A 23,725-nucleotide genomic window follows, 5' to 3' on the forward strand; every position below is an offset into this window, starting at 1 on the left:
CCCACCGGCGCCCCTGCCCCCGCGGGGGGGCCACCCCCCCCCGCGGGGGCGGCGGCCGGCCCCCCCACCGCCCCCCCCGCCCCCCGCCCCCGCGGGGGGGGGGGGGGCCCCCCCCCCCCCCCGCCCCTCCCTTCGCGTAGGGCCTGCCCGAGGATCCGGAACGACGACCCGCCCGAGGAGCCGGCCCGGCGTCAGACCGCCGTGGCCCCGCCCGGCGGCACGCTCGCCCGGTGCGCGTGCCGGTGCAGGTAGGTGACGACCGTGTTGAGGACGGCGACCAGCGGGACGGCGACCACCGCGCCGCCGATCCCCGCGATCATGCCGCCGGCCGACACGGAGAGCACCACCGCCAGCGGATGCACCCGCACCGCCCGTCCGAGGATGAACGGCTGCAGGATGTGGCCCTCGATCTGCTGGACCGCGAGCACCACGACCAGCGTCATCACCGCCACGAACACGCCCTGGGTGACGAGGGCGACCAGCACCGCCAGCGCGCCGGAGACGAAGGCGCCGACCAGCGGGATGAAGGAGAACAGGAAGATGACGACGGCCAGCGGCACGGCCATCGGCACGTCCAGGAAGTAGATGCCGAGGCCGATGAAGACGGCGTCGATGAGCGCCACCACCACGGTGCCCCGCACGTAGGAGGTGAGCGTCCGCCAGGCCATCGGGCCGGCGCCCGCGACGCCGGGCCGGGCCGCCAGGGGGACCAGCTTCAGGGTCCACCGCCAGATCTTCTTGCCGTCGTGCAGCAGGAACAGCGTGCAGAAGATCATCAGCAGCAGCGTGGTCAGCGCCTCGACGACCACGGTGACGCCGGTGAGGCCGGCGGAGGTGATGGACTCGGTGTTGGAGCCGACCGCCTCGCGCAGGTTCTCGGCGATGCCGTTGATCTGGCTCTCCGTCACGTGGAGCGGGGAGTTGAGGAGCCAGCGCCGCAGGTCGTCGATGCCGCCCTGCACCTGGCGCGACAGGTTCTCGACGTTCTCCATGATCTGCCAGGTCACGAACCAGCCCAGCAGGCCCAGCACGGCGAAGCCGAGCACCGCGGTGAAGGCCGTGGCGGCGCCGCGCGGCAGTCCCTTGCGGTGCAGGCGGGCGGCGAGCGGCTGGAGCAGCGCGGTCACCAGGAGGGCTCCCGCGAAGGAGAGCACGATCAGCCGGACCGAGCTGATGACTCTCATCAGCACCCAGACCGTGCCGGCCAGCACCAGCAGCCGCCAGCCGGCCTCCGCGGCCACCCGCAGCCCCCACGGCACCACCTGGGCCGGGTCGGGCCGCACCACCACCTGCTGGACGAGGATCGGCTCGTGGTCGGAGTCGTTCCCCTCCCCGTGGCGCGCCTCGGCCCGCCGTTCCTCCCACCGCTTGCCCGCGGCGTTGAGTCCGGCGCCGAGCCGGCCCGCCCAGTCAGGAAGTCGCGCCATGGTCGTCCTCTGCCCCCGTCTCACCCCGTCACTCCGGGCGTGTCGTTCACGTACCGGACGACCGTACATGGCGGCAGCCCCTCACCGTAGGACGGTGAGGGGCTGCCACACGAACGCGGGGTGTCCCGGGGGCGAACCCCCGGTCACGGTGGTACGGACCCGGTCAGTACCAGTTGTGGACCTGCCAGAAGTCCCAGGCGCCGCAGGGGCTGCCGTAGCGGGACTCCATGTAGTTGAGGCCCCACTTGATCTGGGTTGCCGGGTTGGTCTGCCAGTCGGCGCCGGCGGACGCCATCTTGCCGGCCGGGAGGGCCTGGAAGAGACCGTAGGCGCCCGAGGACGGGTTGACGGCCTTGTAGTTCCAGTCCGACTCGTGGTCGACGATGTTGCTGAAGCACTGCCACTGGTCGGCGGCGACCATGGAACGGGCCATCGCCTGGATCTGCGCGACCGTGTAGGAGGACTGCGCGGCGAAGGTAGTGGGGGCCGCCTCGCGGGCGGCCCGGTCGGCCTTCTGCTTCTCGGCCTCGCGCTCGGCGGCGGCCTTCTTGGCCACGGCCTGCTGGGCGGCGACCTTGCGGGCCTCCGCCTCGGCGTCCTTGCGGGCCTCGTAGTCGGCGGCGATCGCCTGTGCGTCGGCCTGGGCCTCCAGGTGCGCGACCTGGACGTCGGCCTGCTGGCCGGCCGGGATGTCCGCGAGGAGCAGCGTGGTGCCCTCGGCGGCAGCCTGGGTGTCGTTGGGCTGGGCGGTGCTGCCCGTCGCGACGCCGACCACACTTCCGACAGCGGTGACCGCAGTGGCCGAAGCCACCGCGAATCCCCGGACCGAGATCCGGCTCACACGATTTCCTTCCAGCATCGCCCGCATCGGTGACCCTGGCGGACGCGTTCGTGCCCCTGGCGCTGGCCTCCCAACAACGGGTCACGGAGGCGCGGGCCCGGTGGGCAACTCCCGGTGCGGGAGAGCCACGTGTAGCTCGGGCGGCATACGGCTGCGCTATGCAGTTGGCCTTGAAACTCATGGGGGGCGGGACCGCTGGGGGTACCGATGAGCCGTATGCGGGGCCTGACAGGAGTGAGACTCTGCCGTAACCGGACACCGCAAGGCAATTCCCGGTGCCGTGTGAAAGCTCACATGGCCCACGCACAGGGGAATTTCACCGATACGGCGGACGCGCGAACGCCGCCCGGCTAGGCTCTCCTGCCTTTGCCGGACGGCGTCCGAGTTGCCGTAAGGGACGGGCTAGTTGAGGGGACCGGGCCTACCGGACAACCGGATGACAATCCGACTTTCCGCCCTCACCGGCTTCCCGGTTGCCCGATGGCCGTCACATGGCGCTCTCCTCGAGCATCTCCGTCACCAGCGCGGCGATCTGGGACCGTTCGGACCGGTTGAGGGTGACGTGGGCGAAGAGCGGGTGGCCCTTGAGCCGCTCCACCACGGCGACCACGCCGTCGTACCGCCCCACCCGCAGGTTGTCCCGCTGGGCGACGTCGTGGGTCAGTACGACCCGCGAGTTGGCGCCGATCCGGGAGAGCACGGTCAGGAGCACGTTGCGCTCCAGGGACTGCGCCTCGTCGACGATCACGAACGCGTCGTGCAGCGAGCGGCCGCGGATGTGGGTCAGCGGCAGGACCTCCAGCATCCCGCGGGAGGTGACCTCCTCGATGACCTCGCGGCTGGTGACCGCGGAGAGCGTGTCGAAGACCGCCTGCGCCCAGGGGTTCATCTTCTCGCTCTCGGACCCCGGCAGGTAGCCGAGGTCCTGGCCGCCCACCGCGTACAGGGGCCGGAACACCATGATCTTCTTGTGCTGACGCCGCTCCAGCACCGCCTCCAGGCCGGCGCAGAGCGCCAGCGCGGACTTACCGGTGCCGGCCCTGCCGCCCATCGAGACGATGCCGATGTCCGGGTCGAGCAGCAGGTCCAGGGCGACCCGCTGTTCGGCGCTGCGGCCCTTCACACCGAACGCCTCGCGGTCCCCGCGCACCAGGCGGACGTCGCCGTCGGCGGTGACCCGGCCGAGCGCCTTGCCGCGGTCCGAGCTGATCCGCAGCCCGGTGTGGACCGGCAGGTCGGTCGCCTCGGGGACGTGGACCACGCCCTCCTCGAAGAGCAGGTCCACCTGCTCCGCCGAAAGGGTGAGTTCGGACATTCCGGTCCACCCGGAGGAGTCCGTGATGGCAAGCTCGGCGCGGTACTCCTCGGCGAGGAGCCCGACCGACGACGCCTTGATCCTGAGCGGGAGGTCCTTCGAGACGACCGTGACGTCGTGCCCCTCGGCCTGGAGGTTGCGGGCGACGGCGAGGATGCGGGAGTCGTTGTCGCCCAGCCGGTAGCCGGACGGCAGCACGCTGGGGTCCGAGTGGTTGAGCTCGACCCTGAGGGTGCCGCCCAGGTCTCCGAGCGGGATGGGCGCGTCCAGCCGCCCGTGGCGCACCCGCTGGTCGTCGAGCAGGCGGAGCGCCTGCCGCGCGAAGTACCCCAGCTCGGGATGGTGCCGCTTGGCCTCCAGTTCCGTCACCACGACGACGGGGAGCACGACTTCGTGCTCGTCGAAGCGGTGGATGGCGTTGGGATCGGCCAGCAGGACGCTGGTGTCGAGAACATAGGTGCGCCGGTCGGGCTTGTGGCGCTGTGCGCTGGTCACCACGGAAGGACGTACCCCCTCGGGGAAGGTCGGGGAGCGACGACGGGTCTCGGGCCGGTCTCGGGCGCCGTTGCGCGGGCCGAGAGCCGGCCCCCCGCTTCGTCCGTGACCGCCGCTGCGGCACGCTCGGGCTGGTGCAAAGGGCCTCCCGGACGGACGGCCGCTGTGCCGCCCGCTGAGGTGTGACGCCCGGGGTTCGGGCGTCGACCTGCTGGGGTTATGCCCGTCCGCGACCCTCACCATGCCGTCGCCGCGCCTCGTCGTACGACTGCTCCTCCGCGCTCCCCGGCGGGCACATCAACTCGCTCCATTCACAGGGGCGTTGGAGAAGTCCGGCCGTCGGCGCCGCCGGTGCGCCCGGCGTGCGCGGGTCCGCACGGCGGTTGCGTGGCGGTCCCGGCACTCCCGCGGCGGCCGTCGGCCGCCGCGGTCGTCAGCCGCCGAAGCGGCGGTGGCGGGCGGCGTAGTCCCGCAGCGCGCGGAGGAAGTCGACCTTGCGGAAGGCCGGCCAGAAGACCTCGCAGAAGTAGTACTCCGAGTGGGCCGTCTGCCAGAGCATGAAGCCGGACAGCCGCTGCTCCCCGCTGGTGCGGATCACCAGGTCGGGGTCCGGCTGGTCCCCGGTGTAGAGGTGACGTCCGATCAGCTCGACGTCCAGGGTCTCGGCGACCTGGTCCAGGGTCGCGCCGCGCGCGGAGGCGTCCTGCAGCACCGACCGCACCGCGTCGACGATCTCCTGCCGTCCGCCGTAGCCGATGGCGACGTTGACGAGTATCCCCCGGTTGGCCGCGGTGGCCTCCTCGGCCTCCTTGAGCGTGCGCCGCATCCCGTCCGGCAGCAGGTCCGTGGTGCCGACGTGGTGGATGCGCCAGCGCCCGTCCGCGGCCAGCGAGGTCACCACGCCCTCGATGATGCCGAGCAGCGGGACGAGCTCCTCCTGCGGACGGTCGAAGTTGTCCGTGGAGAGCAGCCAGAGGGTGACGACCTCGACGTCGGTCTCGGCGCACCAGCCGAGGAACTCCTCGATCTTCTCCGCGCCGGCCTGGTGGCCCTCGACGGTGGTGCCGCCGGCCGCCTTCGCCCAGCGCCGGTTGCCGTCCATGATCACGCCGATGTGCTTGGGCACCTGGTCGTGGTCGAGGTGGCCCTCGACGCGGCGTGCGTAGACCCTGACAAGCAGGCGGCGAAGGTTGTCGCGCAGCTTCACGTGAATGTCAGCCCCTCCGTGCGGGATCCCCCGGGAAGCGTACCCCTGTCATGCACCGCCCCGGCCCGCCCCCTGGGGCCCGGGGCCCGCGCGCACCGGACGGCCGGGGCAAAGAAAACGGGCCGGTCCGTGGGGGGGAGACGGACCGGCCCGAGGGGGGGGAGTTCCACCATAACCCTTCGTAAGGGATGGCGCGTACATTGGCGGCAAACAACTACTCTCCGAAGTCGCGCGGCGACGCGGCGCGTAGCGCAAACCACGCATTTCACCCTCACCGCTTGTCGACAGAGGGCCGATTGTCCAGTCGTGAGGCCGACATCACATTTCATTCCAAGGATTCACCCTCCCCTCACCCGTTGATTCCCAGACCACCATCCCATCGGTCCCCACGCGTCCCACGTCCTCCGTCCGGGGGACGCCCGACACGCCGTGGCTGACGTGTCCGCCGTGTCAGAGCCGGATCCGCGCCCGGAGCGGGAGGTGGTCGCTCGCGGTGGGGGGCAGGGGCTCGACGGCGACGCCCCGGGCACCGCGGGCGAGGACCTGGTCGATGCGGGCGGCGGGGAGGGCGGCGGGCCAGGTGAAGGAGAGGCCGTGGACGGGGGCGGAGAGGCGGGAGGTCAGGGGGTCGATGCCGCGGTCGTCGAGGGTGGCGTTGAGGTCGCCGAGGAGGACGACGCGTGGGGAGCGCTCCGCGTCGAGGGCTGCGGCGAGGAGGCGGGCGCTCTCGTCGCGGCGGGCGGAGGTCAGGCCGGCGGTCGGGGAGACCCGTACGGAGGGCAGGTGGGCGACGTGGACGGCGATCTCGCCGTGCGCCGGGAGCCGCACGGTGGCGCGCAGCGCCCGCTGCCAGGACGGGTCGACGCCGGAGGGGCGGATGTCGACCGGGCGGACGTCGGTGAGGGCGTGGCGGGAGAACAGGGCGACCGTGCCGTGGGCGGCGTGGTGCGGGTGGTCCGCGGCGAGGGCCGTCCGGAGCGCGGGCAGCGCGGCCGGGGTGACCTCCTGCAGGGCGATCAGGTCGGGCCGGGGCGCGGACGTGGCGAGGGCGCGGGCGGTGGCGGCCGGATCGGGGTTCTCGTCGCTCATGTTGTGCTGGACGACGACGAGGTCCTGGCCGCTCTCCCGCCACGGGAGCAGGTGCGGGCCGAAGAGCCACGCCCAGGCCGCGGCGGGGAGCAGCACCGCGACGACAGCGGCCGCGGTGCGGCGGCGGAGCAGGACCAGGAGCAGCAGCGGCGGGACGGCCAGTCCCAGCCAGGGCAGGAAGGTCTCGAGCAGGCTGCCGAGGCGGGGACCGGCGTTGGGTACCAGCGCGTGCCCCGTGAGCAGGGCGAACACCAGCAGGGCGAGCGCGGCGGGGCCGTGTCGTCGTATCGGGATGCGGGCCATGTGGGGGCAGGACGCGCGCGGGCGCGGTGCGGTTCCACGGGGCGCGCCCGACCCGTGGAACCGCACCGCGTCGACCCGTGGTCAGTCCTTGCGGTGGTGGAGGAGGACGACGCCGTTGGAGAAGGTGCGGGATTCGACGAGGGTGAGGCCGGTGCGGAGGGAGTCCAGTTCGGGGAAGAGCCGGTGGCCCCGGCCGAGGAGCACCGGGTGGACGTAGAGGTGGAACTCGTCGATCAGCCCGTGCCGGAGGAACGACTCGGCGAGCACGGCCCCGCCGACGAAGAGCGGCCCGCCGGGCTGCTCCTTGAGGGCGCGCACCTCCTCGGGGACGACCTCGCGGACCAGGGTGGCGTTCGGGCCGACCTCGTCCAGGGTGCGCGAGTAGACGACCTTGGGGGTGGCCCGCCACAGGGCGGCGAAGTCGCGGGTGACCTCGTCGCTGTCCGGGTCCTGGTCGGCGTGCGGCCAGTAGTCCTCCATCAGCCGGTAGTTGCGGCGTCCGCAGAGGAAGCCTCCGGCGGGGGCGAGGTAGGCGTTGACCTGCCGGTGCACCTCCTCGTCGACCAGGTGCCAGGAGATGTCCTGACCCGGCGCCTCCATGTATCCGTCGAGCGACACGGACATGTTCAGGACCACGTTCCTCATGACCTCACGGGTGCCTTTCGCTCGCCGCCAGCAGTTCGGCGGTCACCGCGGCGGGATCCGGGTCCGGCTCGCCGGTGGGCCACCAGGCCCCGCCCTGTCGCAGGTATCCGTACCACCGCCCGTCGCGTCCCAGGCGCAGTTGCGGCCCTTCGGCCCCGAAGGTGAAGCGGTTGTCCTCCACGGTGAGCACCGGTTCCTCGTCCGGCGACCACGCCTCGGCCAGTGCCGTCCTGGCCCGCGCGGTCTCCCGCCGGCCCGGCGTCCAGGGGCGTTCCAGCACGTCGAGGCCCGCGGCCCCGCCGGTGCGCCACGCCTCGGTCAGCAGGTCGACGTCCAGGTCGAGGCCGCGGCGCGCCGCGCGGTCGGCCACGGCCTGCCGCAGCCGGTCCCTGGCCCGCGGGTCCGGGTGGGTGGCGGCGAGCCGGACGGTGTCCTGCCAGTCGTCCGGCGGGGGCGGCGGCTCGGCGTCCCCGGCCCCGTGCAGATGGGCCAGGAGTTCCCGCGCGCGCACCGCCGCGTCGGCGACCAGGCGGTCCAGCGGGTCGGCCTCGATGCCGGTGGCGGGCGACTCCTCCGCCCCGGCCGGGGGTGGCGGGAGCGGGGGCAGGCCCGGCAGCGGCAGCCGTTCGCGGGCGTACAGGGCGCGGCTGCCGCGGGGCGCGCGGGCGTCGGGCTCGGGCGGTCCGGCGGCGAAGGGGTCGTCGTCCTCCGCGGACTCCTCGGGCTCCCCGCCGGCTTCCCCGTCGGCGGCCTCCGCGTCGTCCCCGGACTCCGACGGCTGCGACGGCCCGGTCCGGTCCTCCGGCTCCTCCGGCTCCCCGGCGCGGTCGTCGGCGTGGGCCGTGACCTCCGTCATCGCCCGCAGCAGCAACTCCGCCTTGAGGTCGTCCACCACCGCCTCGCGGGTCCGGCCGAGCAGCAGCGGCAGCAGCCAGGGGTCCTGGTCCAGCAGCCATGCCGTCTGGACGGCGAGCCCGGTCACGTGGGGGCACGGGTGCTCCGGCGTGTCGCAGCCGCAGTGCGTCCCGAGGTCGCCGTGGCCGGGGAGCAGCGGCACGCCGGCCTCCTGAGCCGCCTCGGCGAACTCCGCGGGCAGTTCCTCCTCCAGCAGAGCCGCGGTCAACCGGGTCCGCGCCGCGGCGCGTTCGAGGAGCCGCTCCCAGGCCACGTCGTCGAGGACGGGCACGGTGAGCTCGGTCGGGTACGCGGCGGCGCCGGTGTAGCTGACGGCCCGGACGCTGCCGGGGGTGACGGTGACGGCTCCGAGGCGTCCGGTGCGGGCGAAGGCGCGGCCCCGCTTGAGCGGCTCGGGCTCCGGCCAGATCTCCTCCACGGCGGCCGACCAGGCCCGCGCCCAGACGGTGCGGCCCCGGACGGGTCCGCCGCGGCGGGCGGGGAAGGCGGGGAGGGTCCGGGGGCCGGGCGTCCCGGGCGGCGGTTCGGCCGCGTGGCTCATGTGGTGCTCCTCAGCGCGACCAGGTCGGCGAGTTCGTCGTCGGACAGCCGGGCCAGCACCTGCTCCCCGGAGCCGAGGACGGCGTCGGCGAGTTCCTTCTTGGCCTCCAGCAGGGTGGCGATGCGGTCCTCGACCGTGCCCTCCACGATCATGCGGTGCACCTGGACCGGGCGGGTCTGGCCGATGCGGTGGGCGCGGTCGGTGGCCTGCGCCTCGACGGCCGGGTTCCACCAGCGGTCGTAGTGGACGACGTGCTCGGCGCGGGTGAGGTTGAGGCCGGTGCCGGCCGCCTTGAGGGAGAGCAGGAAGACGGGGGCCTCGCCGTCCTGGAACCGCCGCACCAGCCGCTCGCGTTCGGCGACCGGTGTGCCGCCGTGGAGGAGCAGGGCGGGGATCCCGCGCGCGGTGAGGTGGCGTTCCAGGAGCCGGGCCATGGTGACGTACTGGGTGAAGACCAGGGCCGCGCCGTCCTCGGCGATGATCGTGCCGAGCAGTTCGTCCAGCAGCTCCAGCTTGCCGGACCTGCCCGCCAGCCGGGCCTCGTCCGGGTCCTCCTTGAGGAACTGCGCGGGATGGTTGCAGATCTGCTTGAGCGAGGTGAGCAGCCGCAGCACCATTCCGGCGCGGGCGAACGCCCCCTCGCCGCGCACGGGTTCGCCCGCGGCGCGGATCCGGGCCATGGCCCGGTCGACCTGGGCGCGGTAGAGCGCGGCCTGCTCGGCGGTGAGCGGAACGGGGCGGTCGGTCTCGGTCTTGGGCGGCAGCTCGGGGGCGATGCCGGGGTCGCTCTTGCGGCGCCGCAGGAGGAACGGGCTGACCAGCGCCGCCAGTTGCTCGGCGGCGGGCAGCTCGCCCGCGCCCGCGCCGGCCGGCGGGGCGGTTCCGGCGCGTTCGGCGTCGATGCGGGCGATCCAGCGGCGGCGGAAGCGGGCGTGGCCGCCCAGCAGGCCCGGGGTGGTCCAGTCGAGGATCGACCAGAGTTCGGAGAGGTTGTTCTCCACCGGGGTGCCGGTGAGGGCGATCCGGACGGCGTCCCGGCCGATGCGGCGCAGCGCCTTCGCCGTGGAGGAGTACGCGTTCTTGACGTGCTGGGCCTCGTCGGCGACGACCAGGTCCCAGCGCACCTCGGCCAGGCGGGGCGCGTCCAGGCGCATGGTGCCGTAGGTGGTGAGGACGAAACCGTCCTCGACGCCCTCCAGGGTGCGGCCGGGGCCGTGGTGGCGGTGGACCGGGACGCCCGGGGCGAAACGCTTCACCTCCCGCTCCCAGTTGCCGAGCAGGGAGGCCGGGCAGACCACCAGGGTGGGTCCGCCGGTCGCCTCGCCGCGCTCGCGGCGCAGCAGGTGGAGGGCGATGAGCTGCACGGTCTTGCCGAGGCCCATGTCGTCGGCGAGGCAGCCGCCGAGCCCGAGCGAGGTGAGCCGGTGCAGCCAGGTCAGGCCGCGGAGCTGGTAGTCGCGCAGGGTGGTGCTGAGCGCGGCCGGGGGCTCGAGGAGGTCGGTGTCGTCGCCCCGGCCGGGCGCGGTGAGGCGGCGGGCGATCTCCACCAGCCGGTCGTCGGGCAGCACCGGCACCTCGGCGCCGTGCACCTCGGTCCCGCCGGTGAGGGCGGCGGCCAGCGCCTCGACGGCGGTCAGGGGCCGCAGCCCGCCCCGGTCGCGGACGGTGCGGGCGGGGGCGTCGCCGATCAGCACCCATCGGCCGCGCAGCCGGACGGCGGAGCCCCCCGCCTCCACCACGGCGGTGACCTCGGCGGCCTCCTCCTCGGTGAGCGGGTCGTCGTCCAGGCAGAGCTGCCAGCTCAGGTGGACGGGGCCGCCCTCCCGTTCCTCCCCGTCCCCGCCCGGGCGGCCGAAGAAGGGCCGCGCGTCCCCGGCGCCGCCCGGCACGGGGCCGGCCACCGCGCGCGCGGTGAGGGCACCGGCCTCCGCGCCCGCCGGGCGGACGACCTCGACGCCGTGCGCCGCCAGCCGGTCGCCGACCGGGCCCAGCAGGTCGCGCAGTTCGCGGGGGGTGAGGTCGAGGGCGCGGGGCACCGGCAGCAGGCGCTCCAGCGGCGGCCACACGTCGGCGGCGCGGCGCAGGGCGCGGACCATGTCCGTCTGCGCGGCCGGTCCCAGCGCGTGGTCGGCGCCGGCGAACAGCGCGTCGGCGTCCATGGCGACGGTGGGGTCGGCGAGGCTGTGGGCGCGCGGCACCAGTCGGGTGGCGGGGGCGTCGAGGGGCGCGTCCCCCGGCCCGGGCTGCTCGACGATCTCGATCCGCAGCGAGACCCGGACCCCGGAGTCGACGCCGGAGGAGATCTCGTCGGCCCAGGCCCGCAGTTGCGGCACGTACTGCGGCTCGACGGCGGCGAAGGCGGCACGGCCGGTCGCGGTCCGGGCGGCGGGCGTGCGGGGCAGGGTGTCGGCGACGGCGTCCAGGAAGCCGCGCACCAGGGCGGTCACGTCCGCGTCGGGTCCGGCGACGGCCTCCGGCGGGACGGCGCGCACCAGTTCCCGCAGCCGCTCCACGTCCTCCGCGTCGAACGGGCCGGCCCGCCAGGTGTCGTACCCGCCCGGCGACACGCCGGGCAGCGCCCGCTCCCTGGCGAGGAGGTGCAGGGCGAGGGCGAGGGCTGCGCCCCAGAAGGCGGTGGCGGGGTGCGGGGCGTCCGCCGCCGCTCCGTCGGGGCTGCCGGCCGGGGGTGTGCCCGGGGGGCCGGCCGAGGGTCCGCCGGGGGGCGTGGCCGGGAGTGCGGCCGGGGGTCCGCCGGGGAGCGTGCCCGGGAGTCCGGCCGGGGGCGTGCCCGGGAGTGCGGCCGGGAGTTCGGCCGGGGGCGTGCCGTCGTCCGGTCTGCCGCCGCCGGGTGTGCGGGCGGGCGGGTGGGTGGTCGTGCGGGCGGCTGTCCGGGTGCCCGCGCCGGCGGCCGGGGTTCGGGCGGCGGACGGGGCATGGGCGGCCGACGCGGCATGGGCGGCGGACGGGCCGGTGGTGGCCTCGCGCCGGGCGAGGGCGAGCACGGGGATCGCCTCGCCCACGGTGAGCCGCAGGACGGGGACGGAGCGCAGGACCGGGGCCGCCGTGCCGTCCCGCACGACCAGCCGGGCCCAGCCGCGCTCCCCCGCCGGGACCTTCGGCGGCGGCGAGCCGTCGGGGCGGCGGAAGACGACGTGCCCGGTGCGGGCCGGGTCCCCCGGTTCGAAGACCGCGGCACACCGCGCCAGCTCCGCCGCCAGGCCCCGCGTCAACCACACCATGCGCACAGTCTCCCTCAGGGTGAAGGGCGCGCCCGGCGCGTCGGCGTCGGCGGGCCTGCCGGATGCTCCGCCGGTGGGGGACGGCCGGGTTCCGCGGGGCAGGGGAGGACGTCGAGCGGGCGGGCTCATGTCACCGTCCCCCTCGTCATGCGCACGACCTTAATGACGGCTGCCGCGGTCGGGGCGGGTTTTCCCGGACCGACGCGGCCGGGCCCCTCCGCGGGAGCGGGGGCCCGGCCGTGGGTCGTGCCGGTTCAGCGGGCGAAGTGGCCGCGGCAGTGCCGGTCCAGCCAGTCCGTCCAGCCGGGGGCGAGGACCTCGGCGGGGGTGAAGACATGGGTCTCCACCGCGCCGGTGACGACCTCGACGGTGTCCGGCCCCGGGGTGATCACGGCGACCTCCAGCTGGGCCTCCGCGCCGCTCCCCCAGTTGTAGGCCGGCGGGAACCAGTGCTCGTTCTCCTGCCAGAACGGCAGCGTCTGGGTCTTCTGGTTGCCCAGCATCCCGGCCTTCACCTCCGCCTCCTCCATCCGGAAGCCGAGCTCGGCGAAGGCCTGCAGCACGGCGTCCTGCGCCGGCAGGGCGTGCACCTCCACCTCGTCGAAGTCACCGCGGTCCACGGCGCTGTCGAGCTCCAGGCGGGTGCGGACCGCGCAGCGCGGGCCCTTGACGCGCAGGCCGCGGGAGTGGGTGAACGGCATCTCCCACGGCAGGCGGAACGTTCCGTCGAGCCGGCGCACCTCACCGGCCTCGAGGGTGTACGGGCCGGCGAGGACGTTCTCCAGCAGGACGTGCGGGTTGGTCCAGCCGGTCTCCGTCTCCTCCTTGTCCTCGAGACGGATGATCAGCTCGACGGCCAGCCGTTCGAGCTCCACGTCCGCGCCACCGCCGTGCAGCGTGACCGTGTACGGCAGTTCCTCGCCCGGGCGGACCCGGTCGCCGCCGAGCACGGTCTCGACCTTGGGCGCGTTGGCGCCCAGCGTCCGCAGGAACGTGCGCAATGCCATGGTGCTGTCTCCCCTCCCGGCGCCCCCCTTCGGTCCGCCGCGGGGCGACCTTAACGAGGCCCGCCGGTCCCCGTGACGGGCGGGAGAGGGCCTGTGGCGATCCTGCGACGATCTTCGGACGCGGCCGTCGCAGCCGCACCGCGACGCGGACAATTCCCGCCTGCGCGGCGGTCGTTCCCCGCCGCGACGCGGGCGGTCCTCGCCGCGACGCGGGTGGCCCTCGCCGCGACGCGGGCGGTCCTCACCACGACGCGGGCGGCCCTCGCCGCGACACGGGTGGCCCTCGCCGCGACACGGGTGGCCCCCGGCCCGACGCGCGGGGCCGGCGGCGCGACGGGAGCGGCCGGCGGCGCGGGGCGGTGTCGTCGGGCCGTCAGCGCGGGGAGACCACGTTGGTGTTCGGGGCCGTGCCGCCCGGCCGCTGGTGCACCAGCGCGTCGCGGATCTCCTGCAGCACCTCCAGCTCGGTGACGGTCACCGGCTCCTCCGCCAGCGCATGCTGCGCCTCCTTGGCCTTGCGCCGCGCCGCCTGACGGGCCAGCACGCGGGACATCGGCAGGACCATCAGGAAGTACACGACCGCGGCGGTGATCAGGAAGGTCAGGGTGGCGCTGAGCACCAGGCCCCACATGATCTCGACGCCCTGCCCCTCCTTGGTGCAGTCGCCCTTGATGCAGCTGCTGTACCGCGCCAGGTCCATGCTGCCGAAGGCGCCCACCAGCGGATTGATGACGCCTTCGACGATCTTGTTCACGATGTTGGTGAACGCCGCGCCGATCACGACCGCGACGGCCATGTCGATGACGTTGCCCCGCATCAGGAAGGCCTTGAAGCCCTCCAGCACACTGACCTTCTCCTCGCTCACCCGAGGCCCCTTCCGTACCGAGAAGCGCCGACACGCGTGCCGCCGTCGAGAACACAACGATCCAGAACCCTAGGCGGCGGGCATCGGTTCACGACAATCCGGTGCGCTCGGCACCGTCCGGGCGGAGCCCTGGCGCGCAGCCGGCGTCCTGCCGGGTGGCCGTGGCCGGGAAGGCGGGTCGCGTCGTGGAGGGGAGGGAGGGGGAGGGTCGTCGGGGCCGGGCGCGGGAGGGGACGTCGCCGTCGTGCGGCCCGTGGGCCGCACACGCCCCGTTCGGCGCACCCGGCCGCGACGTTCTCCCCTGATTGCCCGGACCCGCCGGTTCATGCGCCGAAACGGAAGAAAATCTCTCGGTTCGGACGAAGCCCCAGGCTGTCACCCGTTCGGCCGACAGCTGGAACTCACGCATTTTCACGCTCGTTCCCGGAACAAGCGTCGAACTCCTGTGGACGGCAGGGTGCCGGACAGGGGCTCTGCGAGAGGTGCGGGGCCGGAAGGCTCCGCCTGCGTGGAGGGAGTACCGACCGTGACGGACCTCAGCGACCATCCACTCGCCCACCGATCCGTACTGACCGTTCCCGATGCCGACACCCTTTTCCAGGACGTGCGCCGGACCAGCGCCCGATGGCTGGAGAGCAGGTTCGGCGCCGCTCCCCTGGAACCGGGGTGGCACCGCCTGGACGCGACGACGGTGCTGACCAACCACACGGCCTGCCTCCCCGACGGCACCGAACGCGCGATACGCCTGCAGCTGCGCGAGGAGCGGGACGAGGCGGTGTGGCGCACCACCATCACGGCCCTGGCCTCGGAGGACGTGGCCGCGGTGTCGGTGGGCCTCGAGGTGTTCCCCGACCGGCTCGGCGCCGCGGGCGCGTACCGCGGTCCCGGCCGCCCCGAGCTGGTCCGGGACCTGGTGGCGGCGCTGCGGCCCGAGGACGGTTCGGCCCGGCTGACGCCGGACGCCCAGTGCGTGGAGGCCGGCGGGGTGGAGACGCTGATGGACGTGCTGTGCGACCCGGAGCGCAGGCTGCCGGTCGTGGTGGCGGCGCAGCCGGTCCGGCCCGCGGCCGAGGGCGTCTGGTCCCAGCGGCTGGAGCGGATCGTGCGGCAGGCCGCGGGGGCGGCCTCCCTGTACCGGCTGGCCGACCTGGAGGCGGTGGACGCCTTCCGGGAGGCGATAGGCGAGGACCACGGGGTGGCGCCGGGCGCGGTGCGGACCTACCTCACGGACGTGGACCCGGCCTGGGGCAGGGACGCGTCACGGCACCGCTTCCTGAGCGCGGCGCGGATGTGCGACGCCGAGGACCGCGCCTGGTTCGGCATGGTGCGGGCCGTGCAGCGGCTGTCCACCGAGGCGCCGGTGCCCCGGCCGTTGCGGACGGTGCTGTTCCCGCACGAGACGGCGCCGCGCCACCGCGCCGGCGCGGACCGGGACTCCGCCGCCCCGCCCCTCCTCCTCCCGTCCGGCCCCGACGAGGCGTCGCGCCTGCGCCGGGAGAACGAGGAGCTGCGGGCCGAGCTCGACCGGGTCCGCGAGGACCTGCGCCGGGCCCGGGAGGACGCTGAGCTGTCGGCGCGCGCCACGGCGTCGCTGGAGGACCGGTACGCCGAGGCCGTCACCCGGGCCGAGGAGGACATGGAGACGGCCCTGCGGGCGATGGACGGCGAGGAGGCCGCCCGGTCCGAGCTGTACGTCCTGCGCGAGCGGCTCTGCGAGGAGGGCCGCTACGAGGAGACGGTCGTCAAGGACCCGGCCGGCGCCCCCGAGTCCTTCCGCACGGTGTGGGAGCGCCTGGACACCCTCGACGGCGTCCTGGTCACGGCCGACCTCCAGCGCGCGCTGGAGCTCGACGACGCCCAGCGCGGCCACATCTGGGCCGCCAAGGCGTGGAAGGGCCTGAGGGCGCTGAACTCCTACGCCCGGGCGGCCAAGGACGGCTTCAAGGGCGGCTTCTACCAGTACTGCTCCTCCCCGCAGTCGGGCGGCGAGTGGCCGCGCAAGCAGGTCGCCCTGGTGGAGTCGGAGACGACCATGAACCGCTGGGGCGAGGAACGGATCTTCCCGGTGCCGGAGGCGGTGGACGCGTCGGGCACGGCGGAGATGCAGTCCCACCTGAAGATCGACAGCAAGGGGAGCACCTCGCCCCGGGTCTACTTCCTCGACGACACCAAGGGCATCACCGGCCGGGTGATCGTCGGCTACATAGGCGCCCACCTGACCAACACGCGCACCAACTGACACTCCGCGTGAGGCCCGGGCCCGCGCCTCACGCGGAGTGAGCCTGATCACCCGGAAGCAGGGCAGACGGACAGCACGGGCGGGCGGCGGCCATGGCTCGGGGACGCAAGGGCCGCCGCCCCCCGTTCGAGACGACGGAGACAACCGAACAAGGAGTCAGCCCATGCTCGCGATAGCCGGTGCCGTGCTGTTCGTCATCGCCTTCCTGATCAACGTCACCGAACTGGACACCAACGCCGTGTTCAGCTCCGGCAACCTCACCCTCCTGGGCCTCGCGGCCGTCGCCCTGCACCTCGCCGGCCTGGGCGGCCGCCGCACGCGCCACTGAGCTCCCGGGCCGCCGGCTCCGGGCTGCCGGCGGCCCGCCCCGCACCACCGGCGCCGTACGCCCCTGGCGCCGCACGACCGGCGCCGTGGACGCGGCGCCGCACGTCCGGCCCCCGTAATGGACCGGACGCCATGCGGACAATCTGAGAAACTTCTGCACGGACGACCGATACCTGCCGGCGACGTTCGTCCCGCACCCGGGCGTCGGCCGGCGCCCCGCCCACCCCGCCCGCCCGTCCCGGCGTGACACCTGTCACCCGGAGGCGGGCGGAGGAATGCCCCCGCCCCCCGCGCGGGTTGCATGCGCGGGATCACGGCACACGGTCGCCCAGTCACCAGCAGCAGCCCGGAGGTTTCATGGACACCGCGTCCGCCCGCCCGAACACACCGTCGCCCGAGGTCAACGGCGAACACGCCCCACCGGTGACGACGGATCCACCGGGCGCGCCCGCCGCGCCCGTGGCCCCCGCGGACGGCAAGCTGGCCCGCAACCACTTCACGGTGATCGCGCTGCTGCTCGTCGCGGCGTTCGTGGTGATCCTCAACGAGACCACCATGGGCGTGGCGCTGCCGCCGATCATGGACCACTTCGGCGTCTCGGCCGGCGTCGGCCAGTGGCTGACCACCATCTTCATGCTGATGATGGCCGTGGTCATCCCGATGACCGGCTTCCTGCTGCAGCGCCTCGGCACCCGCGGCTCGTTCCTCATAGCCATGGGCCTCTTCACGGCGGGCACCGCGCTGGCCGCCCTGGCGCCGACCTTCGGCGTCCTGGTCGTCGCCCGCGCCGTCCAGGCCAGCGGCACGGCCGTGATGATGCCGCTGCTGATGACCACCGTGATGAACCTGGTCCCGCCCGCCCGGCGCGGACGCTTCATGGGCAACGTCTCGCTGGTGATCGCCGCCGCCCCCGCCCTGGGCCCGACCATGTCCGGTGCGCTCGTCGGCCCCCTCGGCTGGCGTGGTGTCTTCGGGGTGATGCTGCCCATCTCGGTGGCCACGCTGGTCCTGGGCGCGGTGATGGTCAAGGACGTCTCCGAGCGCAAGCGGCAGAAGCTGGACCTGCCCTCGCTCCCGCTGAGCGCCCTCGGCTTCGGCGGCCTGGTCTACGGCCTCTCCGCCATGGGTGAGGGCGGCGGTGCCCCCGTCCACCCGGCGATCCCGGTCGTCGGCGGCCTCGCGGTGCTGGCCGTCTTCGCCTTCCGCCAGGTCCGCCTGCAGCGCACGGACGACGCCCTGATGGACATGCGCGCCTTCCGCGCCCCCGGCTTCTCCAAGTCCCTGGCCGCCATGTCCGTGGCCGCCCTCGGCATGTTCGGCGCGCTGATCCTGCTGCCGCTGGTCCTGCAGGAGGCCATGCACCTCGACCCCCTGTCCACCGGCCTGATCGTCCTTCCCGGCGCGATCCTGATGGGCCTGCTCGGCCCGGTGGTGGGCGGCTGGTACGACCGCGTCGGCCCGCGCCCGCTGGTCGTCCCCGGTTCGGTCCTGACCGTCCTGTCCATGCTCGGCCTGTCCACCGTGCAGCCGGACAGCACCTGGCTCCTGGTCCTCTTCTCCCACGTCGCGCTGTGCCTCGGCCTGTCGATGATGTTCACCCCCCTCTTCACCACCGCCCTGGCCGGCCTCACCCCGGCGCTGTACTCCCACGGCTCGGCGGCCCTGAACACCGTCCAGCAGGTCGCGGGCGCGGCCGGCACCGCCCTGTTCGTGGCCCTCTTCTCGGCCCGCTCCGAGTCGCTGGCCGACGAGGGCGTCACGGGCGCCGCGGCCCTCACCGGCGGCGCGCAGCTCTCCTTCCTGGTGGGCGCCGGCGTCCTCGTCACCGCCCTCCTCATCGGCCTCACCCTGCGCCGGCCCGCCCCCGTGGGCGGCGACGTGAAGGGCGCGATGCCCACCGGTCACTGACCGCCTCCGCGGCCGGCTGCTCGAGCCGCTCCGCCTGCCCGGTCGTTCCGGGAGGCGGAGCGGCTCTTTCCTGCCGTTTCCGTCCACGTCCCCGCCCTCACGTGTTACGTCTGGATCAGTACGCGAGTGAGGGGGCGGGCATGGTCGCGGAAGCAGCAGCGCTGCGGTTGGGAAGCACGGTGGCGACAGCCGCGGCACGGCTGTGGCTGGGCGGCATGCGACGGCAGCAGGAACAGCGCCTCTCCATGGACGAACTGGTGCGCACCAGGGTCGGCGGGCTCCGCCTCCAGCGCGAGATCCGCAACCAGTTCGAGCAGATCACCGACGCCGTCTTCGACCGCCTCGAGCCCTACCTCGACCACGAGTTCCGCCGCCTGGAGGAGAACTCCCGCGAGTCCGTCGTCGACGCCGTCTGCGACACCCTCGCCGCGGCCGACCTGTCCGACGACGCCATCCTCGCCGCCGACGCGAAACCGGCCGAGCTCACCCGCCGCATCACCTCCGCCGCCAAGCCACCCGTCGGCCTGAACGAGCCGGAGTCCCGCCTCTACACGGTCCTCTTCGCCGAGTGCGTCGAGTACTACCTCCACATCGTCCGCACCCTGCCCGTCTTCGAGGAGCGCGCCGCCGCCGAACTGCTGGAGCGGACCACCACCCTCGGCCGCGAGGTCGCCCAGCTGCTGCGCCGGCTCCCCGATCGCTCCCTGCTCGCACCCGAGGGAACCGACCAGGACACAGCGTTCCGCCGCCGCTACCTGGAACTGGTGAGCTCGCAGCTCGACGAGATCGAACTCTTCCGTAGCTCCCCCGGCCGGACCGAAGCCTCCCGCGTCCGCTTGTCCGTCGCCTACGTCAGCCTCCGCGCCAGCGGCGACGACGGCCGCCGCGGCGGCCGCTCCCTGCCCCTGCTCCGGCCCGACATGAGCCAGTGGGACCCGGGCGGCGAGAGCTCCGGTTCCGGCGCGGGCATGCGCATGGAAACCGCGCTGGGCGGCACGACCCGCGTCCTGCTCCGCGGCGAGGCCGGTTGCGGCAAGACGACACTGCTGCGTTGGCTGGCCGTCACCGCCGCCCGCGGCGCGTTCACCGGCGACCTGGCCGCCTGGAACGGCCTGACCCCCGTCTTCGTCAAACTCCGCGAATACAGCGGGCGGCCGCTGCCTCGCCCGGAGGAGATGCTGGACAGCGTCGCCGCGCCCCTCGCCGGGATCATGCCGCGGGGCTGGGTGGAACGGCAGCTCGACGACGGCGCCGCCCTCCTCCTCATCGACGGCGTCGACGAACTCCTCGACCGCGAGCGCCGCCGCGTCCGCGACTGGCTGCGCACGCTGCTCGCGGCCTACGACAAGGTCCACGTGGTGGTCACCTCACGCCCCGCGGCGGCCGCCGCGGACTGGCTCGCCGACGAGGACTTCACCCACCTCCAGGTCGATCGCATGACCCCGCCCGACCTGGCCACCTTCGTCCGCCAATGGCACCAGGCGATCCGCGAACTGGGCGGAGCGCTCCCGTGCCCGGTCGAGGAACTCCCCCAGTACGAGCACTCCCTCCTCACCAGCCTGATGGACCGCCCGCACCTGCAGCACCTGGCCGGCACACCGCTCCTCGCAGCGATGCTGTGCTCCATGCACCTCAACCACGGTCGCCAGCTCCCGCGCGACCGCATGGAGCTCTACCGCAACGCCCTCCACACCCTGGTCCACGACCGCGACGCCGAACGCAACGTCCCCAGCGCCGTCGACGGCAAACTCAGCCTCGGCGACAAGCTGATCCTGCTCCGCGACCTCGCGTGGCGCCTCTCCGACAACAACCGCACGGAGATCGACGTCACCCGCGCCGCGAGGTACGTCGACGCGCGGCTGCGCGCCATGCGCCACCTCGACCCGATGGACGGCGCGCAGGTCCTGGAACAACTCCGTGACCGCTCGGGCCTCCTGCGCGCCCCCGCCGTCGACCGCATCGACTTCGTCCACCGCACCTTCCAGGAGTACCTGGCGGCGGAGGAGGTCGCCGAGGAGGACCGCATCGGCAACCTCGTCGGCCGCGCCCACCTCGACGTATGGCGCGAGACAATCGTCATGGCCGCCGGCCACGCCAACCGCGGCCAGCGCGAGGAGCTGATCAACGGCATCCTCGACCGCGCGGAGGCGGAGCCCCGCCACGCCCGGGCCCTGCGGCTGCTCGCCGCCGCCTGCCAGGAGACGATGCCGACGGTGCCGGAGGCTCTGGCGGAACGTCTGGAGAACGCGGTGGGGCTCCTTCTGCCCGCACGGCGCGAGACCGACCCCCCTGCCCTGGCCGCGGTGGGCACCAGCCTGCTGCGGCTGATGCCGACCTCGCTGGAGGGCATGACCGAGAGGGCGGCCGCGCAGACGGTGCGCACGGTGGCACTGATCGGCGGCGGCACCGCGCTGCGGCTGCTCAGCGCCTACACCGCGGACGGCCGCGGAGGGGTGATCGCGGAACTCGTCGACGCCTGGCACTACTTCGACGCCGAGGCGTATGCGGAGCAGGTGCTGGCCCATCTGCCTCTGGACCGGCTCAGGGTGACCATGGCCTACCCCACCCAGTGGGCCGGGGCACGCGGTCTGTCTACCGTGCTCCGCAACATCTCCTTCGGCTTCCGCCTCGACGAGATCCCCGACCTCAGCGGTTTCACACGGCTGCGCCGCCTGGACTTCACCGGCTTCCGCGGGGACGTCGATCTCACGCCCCTGCGGGCCACCCCCGGGCTCGAACGGCTGGGTTTCTGGTCGGCGGTGAACGTCACAGCGGTGAGCATGCTCGACCGGTTGCCCCACCTGGACAGCATGGTGCTGCCTGCGGCGACCCTGGCTCCCCTCTCGGAGCTCTCCGTGCCCCGGCGCCTGAGCGATCTCTCCGTGCACAACATCGAGCCGGACGCGGACCTTTCGCTCCTGTCGTCGTACGAGCGGCTCCGGTGGCTGACCCTGGAGTCCTCGCATGCCCCTGGGCGTCTGCCGCTGGATCCCGGCACGCTGCGGAGCCTGCGCGAGCTCGAGCGCCTCGACCTGGTGGATGCGGACCTGTCCGACTGGCCGCAGCGGACGACCCTGCCGCCGAACCTGACGAGACTGACGCTGCTGGGGTGCATCACCCCGCCGGCCGGCCTCACCACGCTCGCCCCGGAGGGGGTCGAGGTGGTGTCCTTCTGACTCCGACGGCTGTGCCCGCCGCGACGGGCCGAGCCGTGCCGGGCCGGGCACGGGCGCACGCACGGTCCTCAGCCCGTCGCCGCCGCGGGGGTGGAGGCGGACAGGTCGGGGTCGGGGGCCTTCTGGAAGGTGATCTCCACGCGGCGGTTCTTGCGGCGGCCCTCCTCGGTGGAGTTGTCGGCGATGGGGTAGTCCTCGCTGTACCCGCGGACCTCGTAGGAGACGTCCCCGCCCAGGCTGGCGGCGAGTTCGCGCTGCACCTGGTTGGCCCGGTCCTTGGACAGCTTCTCGCCGTGCGCGTAGCTGCCGAGGTTGTCGGTGAAGCCGAAGACGCGGACGGTGGTGGCCTGCTGGCCCTTGATCTCCTCCGCGATCGCGGCGATGCGGGACTTCGCCTCCGGGTTCAGGCGGGAGCTGTTCTTGGGGAACAGGACCTCAGCCTGAAGGGCGAGGGTGACGGTCGCGGGGGTGTCCTCGCGGCGTTCCTCGCCGCCGAGGTCCTCGACGACGGACTTGATGTCCAGCACTTTCGCGGGGGCGAGCTGGGCGCCCGGCTCCAGCCGCAGGCCGGAGGCCCCGCCGTCCACCTCCGGCGGCGCGGCGGAGCTCACGGACCCGGGGGGTTCGCTCGGCCCGCCGTTGTCGGCGTGCGCGGGGGCGCCGGCGAGGGTGACGAAGACGGCAAGGGTGGTGAGGGCGGTGGGAGTGGGGCGAGGGGTGGGCGGCATGGCTACTCCCCCGTTGACAGTGCGACGGTGGCGGGCGGCATCGAGCCGACCTGGAACTTGACCTCGGTGGTGTCCTCGGGCGGTGCGGGGAACTGGGCGTACCAGTCGGCGGCCTTACCCGCGTCCACACCTGCGCCGGTGAAGCGGGTGCAGAGGCACTTCCCCTCGGTGTCCCGCAGCACGAGGTACTTCTTCTTGCTCTTGTCGTCCACCAGGCTCGCGCCGGCCAGGGAGGCTCCGTTGGAGCTCAGTTCGTTCTCGTCACTCTTCCACTCGGCGGCGGTCCAGAACTCGCCCCCGCTGTTCGTCACCGTGCCGCTGACAGTCAGGAAGCCACCCTCCTCACGGACAGCTGAGGTGATTGCGAGGGTGATGTCACCGTTCTTGACCTCCGCCAGAGCGGACTGTGGGGTCGATTCCTCTCCCTTCTGCCCCTCCGCCTCACTGCCCTGCGCCGTCCTCGATGAAGAAGGCTTCGCATTGCCCTTGTCGGAACCGTCACCACTGCACGCGCCAGTTGCAAAGAGCACGGCTCCCATCACCGCTGCCGAGCACGCAGCTCGCCACCCTTGGGTTCGTCGCATGGTCATCCGCACGCCTCCCTCTCCTATTCGGCCAGGTTCACCGAGAACAGCACGGACGCGTCCGGAAGATCGTCCGGTTCGAAGTTCTCTGGGTCGATGTCCACGATCTCCCCGTCGCAGTCAAGCTCCACGGGTTCGTCGGGCTCAGTATCACCGTCGAGTTCACACCGAGGCTGTAGCACGGCAACGGCGTCAGCCTTGGCATACATGCCTTCGGTACCCGGAATGACGGTCTCACCGACGGAATCGTTCCGCTGGACCTGTACTCGGAATCCCGGATAGCCGCTCACCACTGTCAACTGGGGACCCGCCACAAGGCTGGCGCCGTTCGCCGATGCGAGTCGCTCGGCTGCGCCGCCGAAAGGCCCGGGGGCCGTGGGGTCCGTGAGCCAGTCCTGCCAGTCCTCGCCTTCGGCGATGGCCTGCGAGAGTTGCTCCACGATCTGGTCCCGGGCTTCCCCCGCGGCAGCGAGAGCTGCGGCATCTGCGGCCGTCTGAGCCGTGTTCCTGGTCGCAGCGGCCTGGGCGAAGGCGAAGAATGCCAACCCTGCGAACAGAAGAATGCCGGTCAGCCAGATGTATATGGGCAGGCTTCCGCCTTGGTCATCGGCAAGCCGAGGAATCAGCCCCCGACAACGTCGCTCACGGCGTTGCGGATCGCGCCGGAGATCATGCCGTCCAGCCCGAGTTGGTCGATGAGGACGAAGATGCCCGCGACGATGATCAACAGTCCCGCGTACTCCACGAAGCTCGCCCCCCGGTCCCCCCGTAGGCGGGTGAACGTGGTCCTGGTCCAGGTGTGGAGTCGGGTCATGGTGGGCCTCCCGTTGGGTGGGTGGGGTGGGGGTGCTGGTCGGCGGGGGCGGGGGCGTGG

Annotated in this window: 18 protein-coding genes; 4 read left to right on the top strand and 14 right to left on the bottom strand. The window is 73.5% G+C overall.

Features of this window, described 5'->3' with window-relative positions; genetic code table 11:
* Positions 1-191: 191 nt before the first annotated feature.
* From ACWD3O_RS02680 to mscL, 10 genes are all read right to left on the bottom strand, one after another.
* Positions 192-1,427 (bottom strand): AI-2E family transporter, encoded by a 1,236-nt coding sequence (locus ACWD3O_RS02680; protein ID WP_451410673.1) that lies wholly within the window; start codon positions 1,425-1,427, stop codon positions 192-194.
* Positions 1,428-1,590: 163 nt separating this feature from the next.
* Positions 1,591-2,286: an aggregation-promoting factor C-terminal-like domain-containing protein gene (locus tag ACWD3O_RS02685; RefSeq protein ID WP_451410674.1), complete on the bottom strand. Its 696-nt coding sequence runs from the start codon at positions 2,284-2,286 to the stop codon at positions 1,591-1,593.
* Between the two features lie 469 nt (positions 2,287-2,755).
* Entirely contained in the window at positions 2,756-4,081 is a 1,326-nt protein-coding gene (locus tag ACWD3O_RS02690; protein WP_451410675.1) for a PhoH family protein, read from the bottom strand.
* A 430-nt stretch (positions 4,082-4,511) separates the two neighbouring features.
* Entirely contained in the window at positions 4,512-5,285 is a 774-nt protein-coding gene (locus tag ACWD3O_RS02695; RefSeq protein WP_451410676.1) for an isoprenyl transferase, read from the bottom strand.
* 450 nt (positions 5,286-5,735) lie between these two features.
* Positions 5,736-6,677, bottom strand: a complete 942-nt coding sequence (locus ACWD3O_RS02700) for an endonuclease/exonuclease/phosphatase family protein (RefSeq protein WP_451410677.1) — start codon at positions 6,675-6,677, stop codon at positions 5,736-5,738.
* Positions 6,678-6,758: 81 nt separating this feature from the next.
* Positions 6,759-7,322: a dihydrofolate reductase family protein gene (locus tag ACWD3O_RS02705; protein ID WP_451414648.1), complete on the bottom strand. Its 564-nt coding sequence runs from the start codon at positions 7,320-7,322 to the stop codon at positions 6,759-6,761.
* A gap of 4 nt (positions 7,323-7,326) precedes the next feature.
* On the bottom strand, positions 7,327-8,778 hold the full coding sequence (locus ACWD3O_RS02710; RefSeq protein WP_451414649.1) for an SWIM zinc finger family protein: 1,452 nt from the start codon (positions 8,776-8,778) through the stop codon (positions 7,327-7,329).
* On the bottom strand, positions 8,775-12,017 hold the full coding sequence (locus ACWD3O_RS02715) for a DEAD/DEAH box helicase (protein ID WP_451414650.1): 3,243 nt from the start codon (positions 12,015-12,017) through the stop codon (positions 8,775-8,777). The genes ACWD3O_RS02710 and ACWD3O_RS02715 overlap by 4 nt, the downstream gene beginning before the upstream one ends.
* A 254-nt stretch (positions 12,018-12,271) precedes the next feature.
* Entirely contained in the window at positions 12,272-13,024 is a 753-nt protein-coding gene (locus ACWD3O_RS02720) for a sporulation protein (protein ID WP_451410681.1), read from the bottom strand.
* Between the two features lie 373 nt (positions 13,025-13,397).
* On the bottom strand, positions 13,398-13,889 hold the full coding sequence (gene mscL, locus ACWD3O_RS02725) for a large conductance mechanosensitive channel protein MscL (protein WP_451414651.1): 492 nt from the start codon (positions 13,887-13,889) through the stop codon (positions 13,398-13,400).
* A gap of 526 nt (positions 13,890-14,415) precedes the next feature.
* On the opposite strand from mscL, the gene ACWD3O_RS02730 reads away from it, so the two are divergent.
* The 4 genes from ACWD3O_RS02730 (at position 14,416) to ACWD3O_RS02745 (ending at position 21,539) form a co-directional block, all read left to right on the top strand.
* Positions 14,416-16,128 carry a hypothetical protein gene (locus ACWD3O_RS02730; protein ID WP_451414652.1) on the top strand — a complete coding sequence of 571 codons (1,713 nt, stop codon included), beginning with the start codon at positions 14,416-14,418 and terminating at the stop codon, positions 16,126-16,128.
* A gap of 163 nt (positions 16,129-16,291) precedes the next feature.
* A complete protein-coding gene (locus tag ACWD3O_RS02735) occupies positions 16,292-16,456 on the top strand; it encodes a hypothetical protein (protein WP_356138426.1) in 165 nt (54 codons plus the stop codon).
* A 356-nt stretch (positions 16,457-16,812) separates the two neighbouring features.
* Positions 16,813-18,363 (top strand): DHA2 family efflux MFS transporter permease subunit, encoded by a 1,551-nt coding sequence (locus tag ACWD3O_RS02740; RefSeq protein WP_451414653.1) that lies wholly within the window; start codon positions 16,813-16,815, stop codon positions 18,361-18,363.
* A 140-nt stretch (positions 18,364-18,503) separates the two neighbouring features.
* The gene (locus tag ACWD3O_RS02745) at positions 18,504-21,539 is read left to right on the top strand and encodes an NACHT domain-containing protein (RefSeq protein WP_451414654.1); all 3,036 of its coding nucleotides are present in this window, start codon (positions 18,504-18,506) and stop codon (positions 21,537-21,539) included.
* 68 nt (positions 21,540-21,607) lie between these two features.
* Here ACWD3O_RS02745 and ACWD3O_RS02750 read toward each other — a convergent pair whose 3' ends face one another.
* The 4 genes from ACWD3O_RS02750 to ACWD3O_RS02765 all read right to left on the bottom strand — a co-directional run bounded on the left by ACWD3O_RS02750 (position 21,608) and on the right by ACWD3O_RS02765 (position 23,665).
* Positions 21,608-22,267 carry an OmpA family protein gene (locus tag ACWD3O_RS02750; RefSeq protein WP_451414655.1) on the bottom strand — a complete coding sequence of 220 codons (660 nt, stop codon included), beginning with the start codon at positions 22,265-22,267 and terminating at the stop codon, positions 21,608-21,610.
* Between the two features lie 2 nt (positions 22,268-22,269).
* The gene (locus ACWD3O_RS02755; RefSeq protein WP_451414656.1) at positions 22,270-22,578 is read right to left on the bottom strand and encodes a hypothetical protein; all 309 of its coding nucleotides are present in this window, start codon (positions 22,576-22,578) and stop codon (positions 22,270-22,272) included.
* Positions 22,579-22,874: 296 nt separating this feature from the next.
* On the bottom strand, positions 22,875-23,477 hold the full coding sequence (locus ACWD3O_RS02760) for a pilus assembly protein TadG-related protein (protein ID WP_451414825.1): 603 nt from the start codon (positions 23,475-23,477) through the stop codon (positions 22,875-22,877).
* Positions 23,474-23,665, bottom strand: coding sequence for a hypothetical protein (locus ACWD3O_RS02765; RefSeq protein ID WP_451414657.1), 192 nt, complete (start codon positions 23,663-23,665; stop codon positions 23,474-23,476). The genes ACWD3O_RS02760 and ACWD3O_RS02765 overlap by 4 nt, the downstream gene beginning before the upstream one ends.
* Positions 23,666-23,725: the final 60 nt, after the last annotated feature.

It is taken from the genome of Streptomyces sp. NPDC002640, assembly GCF_053592575.1.